General features: G+C 66.7%; 1 protein-coding gene. It reads left to right on the forward strand.

Annotated features, from left to right (window positions below; all coding sequences use genetic code 11):
• Nucleotides 1-461, forward strand: a 461-nt coding sequence (locus tag AB4039_RS42455; RefSeq protein WP_442273340.1) for an SDR family oxidoreductase, incomplete at both ends; no start/stop codon positions are given.

Below are 461 nucleotides of genomic sequence, written 5' to 3' on the forward strand. Positions count from 1 at the left end.
GTACGCCACCTCCTCCTCACCAGCCGACGCGGCCCCACCGCCGAAGGCGCCGACACCCTCACCAACGAACTCACCACACTCGGCGCCCACACCACCATCACCGCCTGCGACGTCTCCGACCACCAAGCACTCACCCACCTCCTCGACACCATCCCCACCAACCACCCCCTCACCGCAGTCATCCACACCGCAGGCACCACCCACGACACCACCATCGAAACCCTCACCCCCCACCACCTCCACACCGTCCTCCACCCCAAAACCGACGCAGCMCACCACCTCCACCAACTCACCCAGAACAAAAACCTCACCGCATTCGTCCTCTACTCCTCCATCGCCGGCACCCTCGGCACCCCCGGCCAAGCCAACTACGCAGCCGCCAACACCTACCTCGACGCCCTCGCCACCCACCGACACAACCAAGGCCTCCCCGCCACCTCCCTCGCCTGGGGACTCTGGGA

The organism is Streptomyces sp. M-16, from assembly GCF_052114405.1.
GTDB lineage: Bacteria > Actinomycetota > Actinomycetes > Streptomycetales > Streptomycetaceae > Streptomyces.